The 6,635-nt window shown below is 68.2% G+C and carries 8 protein-coding genes and 1 pseudogene; 4 read left to right on the forward strand and 5 right to left on the reverse strand.

Annotated elements, in window-relative coordinates; all coding sequences use genetic code 11:
- Positions 1-8: 8 nt before the first annotated feature.
- The 3 genes from CCS01_RS31990 to CCS01_RS32000 all read right to left on the reverse strand — a co-directional run bounded on the left by CCS01_RS31990 (position 9) and on the right by CCS01_RS32000 (position 2,184).
- Positions 9-758, reverse strand: coding sequence for an alpha/beta fold hydrolase (locus CCS01_RS31990; RefSeq protein ID WP_158258725.1), 750 nt, complete (start codon positions 756-758; stop codon positions 9-11).
- Positions 759-841: 83 nt separating this feature from the next.
- Complete coding sequence (locus CCS01_RS31995) at positions 842-1,765, reverse strand: bifunctional riboflavin kinase/FAD synthetase (RefSeq protein ID WP_408887523.1); 924 nt, start codon at positions 1,763-1,765, stop codon at positions 842-844.
- Positions 1,762-2,184, reverse strand: a complete 423-nt coding sequence (locus CCS01_RS32000) for a MaoC family dehydratase (RefSeq protein ID WP_104523289.1) — start codon at positions 2,182-2,184, stop codon at positions 1,762-1,764. The genes CCS01_RS31995 and CCS01_RS32000 overlap by 4 nt, the downstream gene beginning before the upstream one ends.
- A gap of 111 nt (positions 2,185-2,295) precedes the next feature.
- On the opposite strand from CCS01_RS32000, the gene CCS01_RS32005 reads away from it, so the two are divergent.
- From CCS01_RS32005 to dnaQ, 3 genes are all read left to right on the forward strand, one after another.
- The gene (locus tag CCS01_RS32005) at positions 2,296-3,420 is read left to right on the forward strand and encodes a M20 family metallopeptidase (protein WP_104523291.1); all 1,125 of its coding nucleotides are present in this window, start codon (positions 2,296-2,298) and stop codon (positions 3,418-3,420) included.
- A 298-nt stretch (positions 3,421-3,718) separates the two neighbouring features.
- Complete coding sequence (locus CCS01_RS32010) at positions 3,719-4,837, forward strand: 5-methyltetrahydropteroyltriglutamate--homocysteine S-methyltransferase (protein ID WP_104523293.1); 1,119 nt, start codon at positions 3,719-3,721, stop codon at positions 4,835-4,837.
- Positions 4,838-4,901: 64 nt separating this feature from the next.
- The gene (gene dnaQ, locus CCS01_RS32015; RefSeq protein WP_104523295.1) at positions 4,902-5,612 is read left to right on the forward strand and encodes a DNA polymerase III subunit epsilon; all 711 of its coding nucleotides are present in this window, start codon (positions 4,902-4,904) and stop codon (positions 5,610-5,612) included.
- A 75-nt stretch (positions 5,613-5,687) separates the two neighbouring features.
- Here the strand turns inward: dnaQ and CCS01_RS32020 are convergent, their stop codons facing one another.
- Both CCS01_RS32020 and CCS01_RS32025 read right to left on the reverse strand, forming a co-directional pair.
- On the reverse strand, positions 5,688-5,993 hold the full coding sequence (locus CCS01_RS32020; protein ID WP_104523297.1) for a CcdB family protein: 306 nt from the start codon (positions 5,991-5,993) through the stop codon (positions 5,688-5,690).
- A gap of 3 nt (positions 5,994-5,996) precedes the next feature.
- Positions 5,997-6,245 carry a type II toxin-antitoxin system CcdA family antitoxin gene (locus CCS01_RS32025; protein ID WP_239992478.1) on the reverse strand — a complete coding sequence of 83 codons (249 nt, stop codon included), beginning with the start codon at positions 6,243-6,245 and terminating at the stop codon, positions 5,997-5,999.
- Between the two features lie 294 nt (positions 6,246-6,539).
- Between CCS01_RS32025 and CCS01_RS35605 the strand changes: the two are divergent.
- Positions 6,540-6,635, forward strand: a pseudogene (locus tag CCS01_RS35605) (IS5/IS1182 family transposase); the annotation flags it as partial.

A 6,635-nucleotide genomic window follows, 5' to 3' on the forward strand; every position in this document is an offset into this window, starting at 1 on the left:
ATCGGACCCTACAGCGGCGTGCTCCCCTTCAGGAACGCCACCACCCGTTGCTCCTGCTGTTCCAGGCATTCCGGCCCGCGCCAGTCGGTCACCACCTCCACCCCCGACAGCAGCGCCGCGAGTTCGGCGCTGATGACCGCGGGATGCGGGATATCCGTGCCCGGCAGCAGCATCGTCGGCACCGGGCAGTTGCGGACGAAAGCGCGGTCGACGCTGAAAACGAAGTCGTGGTCCCACATGGCGCGCCCGAACGCGGCCAGCGCCGCCGCATCCAGCTCCGGCCGCGCGGCCAGCTGTTCCCGGCTCCAGTCCGCGTGGCTGTTGGGGAAGTAGTCCGGGTGAGCGGGGTTCAGGCCGATGGGATTCTGCAGCACCGCGGCGGTGACGCGGCGCGGCGCGGCCTCGATCGCCTTCAGGCAGAAGCTGCCGCCGATGCAGCCGCCCAGGACGTGGAACCGATGGAACCCGAGATGGTCCATCAGCGCCAGGTGATCCTCGGCGTAGGTGTGCCAGCCGTGATCCGCCCGGATCGCGGCGCGGGAATCCCCGGCGTTGCGCTGGTCCATGGCGATCGCGGTGAAGCCGGCCTGCGGCAGCGCCTGCGTCCAGTCCACCCAGGGACGCGGCGGCCCGTCCACGGGCGACGGCCACATCGCGATGCGCGAGCGCAGGCCGCCGGGCGCGAACAGCAGGACCGGGAACCCCTCGCCATAGACTTCGTAATGGAGTTCCCCGTCAGGACGGATCAGCGTGGCCATGGCGTCCTCCTTCATGCCGCCCGAATGGGCGCCGCCTCGGGCGCTACCTGCGTCGCCCGGGCTATGCAGGCCCCCGCCTGCCCTTACCCCAGCAGCCGCCGCGCCTCCGCCGCGTCCGTGGCGATCTGGGCCTTCAGCGCGTCGAGGCCGGAGAACCGTACCTCCGCCCGGATATAGGACAGCAGGGCGACGGTGATCTCCTGCCCGTACAGGTCGCCGTCATAGTCGAACACATGAACTTCCAGGCGGCTTTCCGGTTCGGCGCTGACGGTCGGCCGCCGCCCGATATTCGCCACGCCCTTGTGGCACGTCCCGTCCGCCAGGCGCGCCCGCACCGCATAGACGCCGCGCGCCGGCTCCAGGTGCCGGCCGAGCGGCACGTTGGCGGTCGGGAACCCGATGGTCCGGCCGCGCTTGTCGCCGTGTACCACCAGGCCGCGGATCGTCCACGGGCGCCCGAGTTCGGCAGTGGCGCGCTCGGGGTAGCCGTCCTGCAGCACGCGGCGGATGCGGGTGGAGGACAGCGGGCCCTCGCCGTCGGTCACCGGCGGGACCAGCGTCAGGCCCATGCCCAGCGCCTCGGCCCGGCGCGCCAGGAAGCCGGTGTCGCCGCCGCGGCGGTGGCCGAAGGCGAAGTCCTGGCCGCAGGTCAGGTGCCGCGCGCCGATGCCCTGGTGCAGCACCCGGGCGACGAAATCCTCGGCGCTCATCATGCTGAATTCGCGGTCGAACGGCAGCTCGTACAGGATATCGACGCCCAGGCCGGCGAGCGCGTCGGCGCGCTCGGCCGACAGGGTCAGCCGGAACGGCGGGTCGTCCGGGCGGAAGACCTCCCGCGGGTGCGGCTCGAACGTCAGCGCCGCCAGCGGCAAATCGGGCCGCGCGGCGTGCGCCGCCCGGATGACGCTGTGATGGCCCAGGTGGACGCCATCGAAGTTGCCCAGCGCGACCGTGGCGCCGCGCGCGTCCGGCGGGATCGCCCGCCAATCATGCAAAATCCGCATCAGGCGCGCGAAGGCACCAGGACACAGGCCTGACCGTCGATCACCACTTCCTCCTTCACCATGCAGGTGGTTTTCAAAGTGGCCTTTTTCGACAGCGGATTCAAATCCGTGATTTCGACGACCGCGCGCACCGTGCTGCCGATGCGCACCGGGGCGCGGAAATGCAGCGACTGGCGGGCATAGACGCAGCCCGGCCCGGGCAACCGGCTGCCCAGCACGGCGGAGATCAGCCCGGCCGAGAGCATGCCGTGGACGATTCGGCCGCCGAAACAGGATTGCCGCGCCGCCGCCTCGTCCAGGTGGATCGGGTTGGTGTCCATGCTGACGGCGGCATAGAGCAGGATGTCGGCCTCGGTGATGGTCTTCGACAGGCAGGCGGTCTGACCGACGTAGAGGTCCTCGAAAAACAGCCCGGTGGTCATGCTGGGCACCTCCGACGCCCTTGCTTTTCATGCTGTCGCGCAAACATCCGATCAAGCCGCATCCTGGCGGCCGGGCCGTTTCGTGAAGCAAGAGCACAAGGGATTGAACGCGTGCCCCTCACCCAGGTTGGAACCTCGGAAGACCTGCTGGCGGAACTGTCGGCCTGGGTGAAGCTGGAGACGCCGACAACCGACGGCGCTGCGGTGAACCGGCTGATGGATATCGCGGAGGCGGACCTCGCCCGTGCCGGGGCAGCGATCACCCGCGTCCCCGGGCGCGACGGCTACGGCGACAGCCTGGTCGCCCGCACCGGCGGTGACGGCAAGCCGGTGGTGGTCGCCGGGCACCTCGACACGGTCTGGTCGCACGGCACCCTGGACGCGATGCCGTTCGCGGTCAACGGGACGAAGGCGCACGGCCCCGGCATCTACGACATGAAGGCCGGCAGTTTCCTGGCCTTCCACGCGGTGCGCGCGATCCTGCTTCAGGGCGTCGCCACCCCCTGCCCCATCGTCCTGCTGCTGACGCCCGACGAGGAGGTCGGCAGCCCCACCAGCCGCTGGCTGGTCGAGCGCGAGGCGGCGCAGGCGACGGCGGTGCTGATCCCGGAACCGGCCGGCGCCGGCGGCGCCTGCGTCACCGCGCGCAAGGGCGTCGGCCGCTTCGTGCTGCGGGTCGAGGGCCGCGGCGCGCATGCCGGCGGCGCGTTCGCGGACGGCGCCTCGGCTGTGGTGGAACTGTCGCACCAGATCCTGGCGCTGCACGGCATGGTGGACCTCGACCGCGGCATCACGCTGAACGCGGCGCCGATCTGGGGCGGGACGCGGCCGAACGTGATCGCGCCGGAGGCCGGGTGCGAGATCGACCTGCGGGTGAACTCGCAGGAAGACGGCGCGGTGATGGCGGCGAGGCTGCTGGGCCTGGGCGCGCGGACCCCCGGCTGCCGGGTGACCGTCTCCGGCGGCATGAACCGGCCGCCCTATGCCGAATCCCGGGCGATCGCCGCGCTGTACGAGCACGCCCAGGCGATTGCGCGGGACATCGGCGTGGCGCTGCCGAAACAGCACCGCGGCGGCGGGTCGGATGGCAATTTCGCCGCCGCGCTGGGGGTTCCGACGCTGGACGGCCTGGGCTGCCCCGGCGGCGGCGCGCATGCCAGCCACGAGCACATCCTGTGGCCGCAGCTGGCGCCGCGGGCGGCGCTGCTGGCCGGTCTGCTGGAGACGCTGGCGTAACAGGCGGCAGCGCGTGCCACCGGACGACGCGAGGGTGTGTGCCTGATTTCGTGTCCCGCACATGGGGGACAGTCCACGATCGTGCCGATGATCGACTGCCGCGGATCACCTGCGCGAGGCGCCGCATGACGTGGGCAGTCATCGTTTCCGTCGTTGCGATCCTAGCATCCGTGGGGCCGGAACCGGCGCTGATCGCCCTTCCGGGCCACTACTGATTTCGTCCGGACCGATGTAGTCTGCCGGACAACGAACCGGTGCGTCAGCCACGTGGCTGCCACCGCCAACGGGAGGATCGACCATGACCACGCCACGCACCACGCCGCCGTTCCGCGCGGACCACGTCGGCAGCCTGTTGCGCCCGAAGGACCTGCAGGAAGCCCGCGCGCAGTGGAAGGCCGGCACCCTGCCGCTCGATGCTCTGCGCGCGGTGGAGGATCGTTGCATTGCCGCGGCGGTCGCGCAGCAGGAAAGCATCGGCCTGCGCGCCGCCACCGACGGCGAATACCGCCGCGCCTACTGGCATTATGATTTCGTTTCGGGCCTCGATGGCGTGGAGATCTACGAGCCCGAGGAAAAAATCCAGTTCCAGGGCGGCGTTCCGCTGACCCACAAGCTGCGGGTCAACGGCCGCATCGGCTGGTCGAAGCCGGTGATGATCGACCATTACCGCTTCCTCGCCAGCCACGTGCGCACAGCGGTGCCGAAGCAGACCATCCCGTCGCCGTCGGTGGTGCATTTCCGCGGCGGCCGCGACGCGATCGACAAGGCGGCCTACCCGACCCTCGACGGCTTCTTCGACGATCTCGGCGTCGCCTACAGCAAGGCGGTGGCCGCGTTCGGCGAGGCCGGCTGCCGCTATCTGCAGCTTGACGAGGTCAACATCGCCTACCTGTGCGATCCCGACCAGATCGCCATGCTGAAGGCGCGCGGCGAGCACGTCGAGGGCCTGCTGGACATCTACGCCCGGATGCTGAACCAGGCAATCGTCGCCAGGCCGCCGGGGATGACGATCTCGATGCATCTCTGCCGGGGCAATTTCCGCTCCACCTGGGTGGCCAAGGGCGGCTACGAGCCGGTGGCCGAGGTGCTGTTCAACCAAATCAACGCCGATGCTTATTTCATGGAATACGATACCGAGCGCGCCGGCGGGTTCGAGCCGCTGCGCTTCGTGCCGCGCGGGCCGAAGGTCGTCGTGCTCGGGCTGGTCACCAGCAAGACCGGGGACCTGGAAAGCGCCGACGCGCTGAAGCGGCGGATCGATGCCGCGGCGAAATACCTGCCGCTGGAACAGCTTGCCCTGTCGCCGCAATGCGGCTTCGCCTCGACCGAGGAAGGCAACACCCTGACCGAGGACCAGCAATGGGCCAAGCTCGCCCGCTGCGTCGAGGTCGCGCGGGACGTCTGGGGCGGTGTATAGGCCTCGCGCCGAATCGGGGCAGCGGCGTAGGCTTCCCGGCCATGACCAGCCGGGGACGCGCACCATGACCGAACTGCCGGGATCGATCGCCGGCCACGCTCAGCGGTCGATCCTGTTCGATACCGAGACCACCGGACTCGATCCGCTGAACGGCGACCGGGTCATCGAAATCGCCGCGCTGGAACTGATCAACGACCTGCCGACCGGCCGGCATTTCCATGCGCTGATTGACCCGCAGCGCGACATTCCGCCCGAGGCCTCCCGTGTCCACGGCTTCACCGCCGCGGATCTGGCGGGCAAGCCGCTGTTCGCCGACATCGCGGCTGAGCTGCTGGCGTTCCTGGGCGACGGCCGGATGATCGCGCACAATGCGCCGTTCGACTTCGGCTTCCTCGACATGGAACTTGGCCGCGCCGGCTACCCGCCGCTGGGGCGCGAGCGGATGGTCGACACCCTGGCGCTGGCGAAGACCCGCTTTCCCGGGATGCCGAACAGCCTGGACGCGCTGTGCCGCCGTTTCTCCATCGATCTGTCGGCGCGCACCACGCACAATGCGCTGCTCGACTGCCGCCTGCTGGGCGAGGTGTATGTCGAGCTGACCGGCGGCCGCCAGCGCGGCCTGTCGCTGGCGGCGCAGGACACGCGCGGCCCCGTCAGCGTCTATGTCCACACCGGCCCGCGCACGCCGCGGCCGGTCGAGCCGACGGCGGAGGAACTGGCGGCGCATGAGGCTTTTCTGAAGCGGGTGAAGGAGCCAATCTGGCTGGCGGGGTGACGGTGACCGCGCCTTCGACGGTGTCTCAGGAGCCACTTGTTCTGCCTGAAATCGTGCTGATGCGGCTCCACGGATTCAGAACCCCGTCAGCAGGATGTCCAGCGCATAAGTAAAGCGATCTCCGTGATCGGCCATCAGCGAGCCGATGCGTTCCCCCATCTCGGATGTGGTCAGGGTTGCCAGCGACTGGGCGACGAAGACATAATTCTGGCCGTCGATGCGGACCACCGGATTGAGATCCGTGATCAACTTGCCCAGGGCGTTCAATGGAATGAGTGGAACGACGACACGAGTTCGCAGTTTGGCCGACGCATGATCAGACTGTATATCAACGACATAACCTTGGCCGTTTGGCAACGCAAACAGGTCATAGCGGGCCATCGTCTAGAACTTCCGGAATTCCGCCAATGGCAGGCCATGTTGTTCGACATACGCATTCCATGAATGGAAACCTTCGGCGTTTTCTTCCTGCCAACGCCTGGCTCGCTCACGGCGGACCGCATTTTCCAGACCTTCCTCACAGGCTCGCGAGACATTCACGCCAAGTTCCCGCGCCTCCGTGACCAAGGCTTCGGCCAGAGAGACGTTCGTCGCGCGCTTGGGACTGTCGTCCTGACGCCTGATCTGGTTCACTGTTTGATTCCACGTGTGCAGCATTATTATGCACATTCTGAATGCGCATACAAGATGCAGGCGCGGTTCTGATCAGGCGCAGGAACAGCCCTCTCTGTTCAGGAAGCCTTCAATGTACGCTCATCGGAGATGCTATAGACCCGGCCAATAGCTAGGGCGTGTCGTCAATTGGAGCCAGCCGAGTGAGTCTGGGCTGCAACAGTGCGGCGGAATCGTTGATCAACAAGCGGCTTCCCGATTCCAGCAGCCCCGGTTCTTCGATGCATAGGCAGTCAGCTTTGGAGAGGCTGACCGATGCATCGACATGCTTTGCGCGACGACCAGTGGGAGCGGATCAAGGACCATTTGCCGGGCCGTCCGGGGTCCGTTGGCGTGACCGCTGCGAACAAC

It is taken from the genome of Rhodopila globiformis, assembly GCF_002937115.1.
In the GTDB taxonomy this organism is placed as follows: domain Bacteria; phylum Pseudomonadota; class Alphaproteobacteria; order Acetobacterales; family Acetobacteraceae; genus Rhodopila; species Rhodopila globiformis.

What these genes read in the sequence shown, in the direction of transcription:
- dnaQ (WP_104523295.1), top strand. Translation starts at nt 4,902, where the DNA reads ATGACCGAACTGCCGGGATCGATCGCCGGCCACGCTCAGCGGTCGATC.
- CCS01_RS32010 (WP_104523293.1), top strand. Translation starts at nt 3,719, where the DNA reads ATGACCACGCCACGCACCACGCCGCCGTTCCGCGCGGACCACGTCGGC.
- CCS01_RS32000 (WP_104523289.1), bottom strand. Translation starts at nt 2,184, where the DNA reads ATGACCACCGGGCTGTTTTTCGAGGACCTCTACGTCGGTCAGACCGCC.
- CCS01_RS31990 (WP_158258725.1), bottom strand. Translation starts at nt 758, where the DNA reads ATGGCCACGCTGATCCGTCCTGACGGGGAACTCCATTACGAAGTCTAT.
- CCS01_RS32020 (WP_104523297.1), bottom strand. Translation starts at nt 5,993, where the DNA reads ATGGCCCGCTATGACCTGTTTGCGTTGCCAAACGGCCAAGGTTATGTC.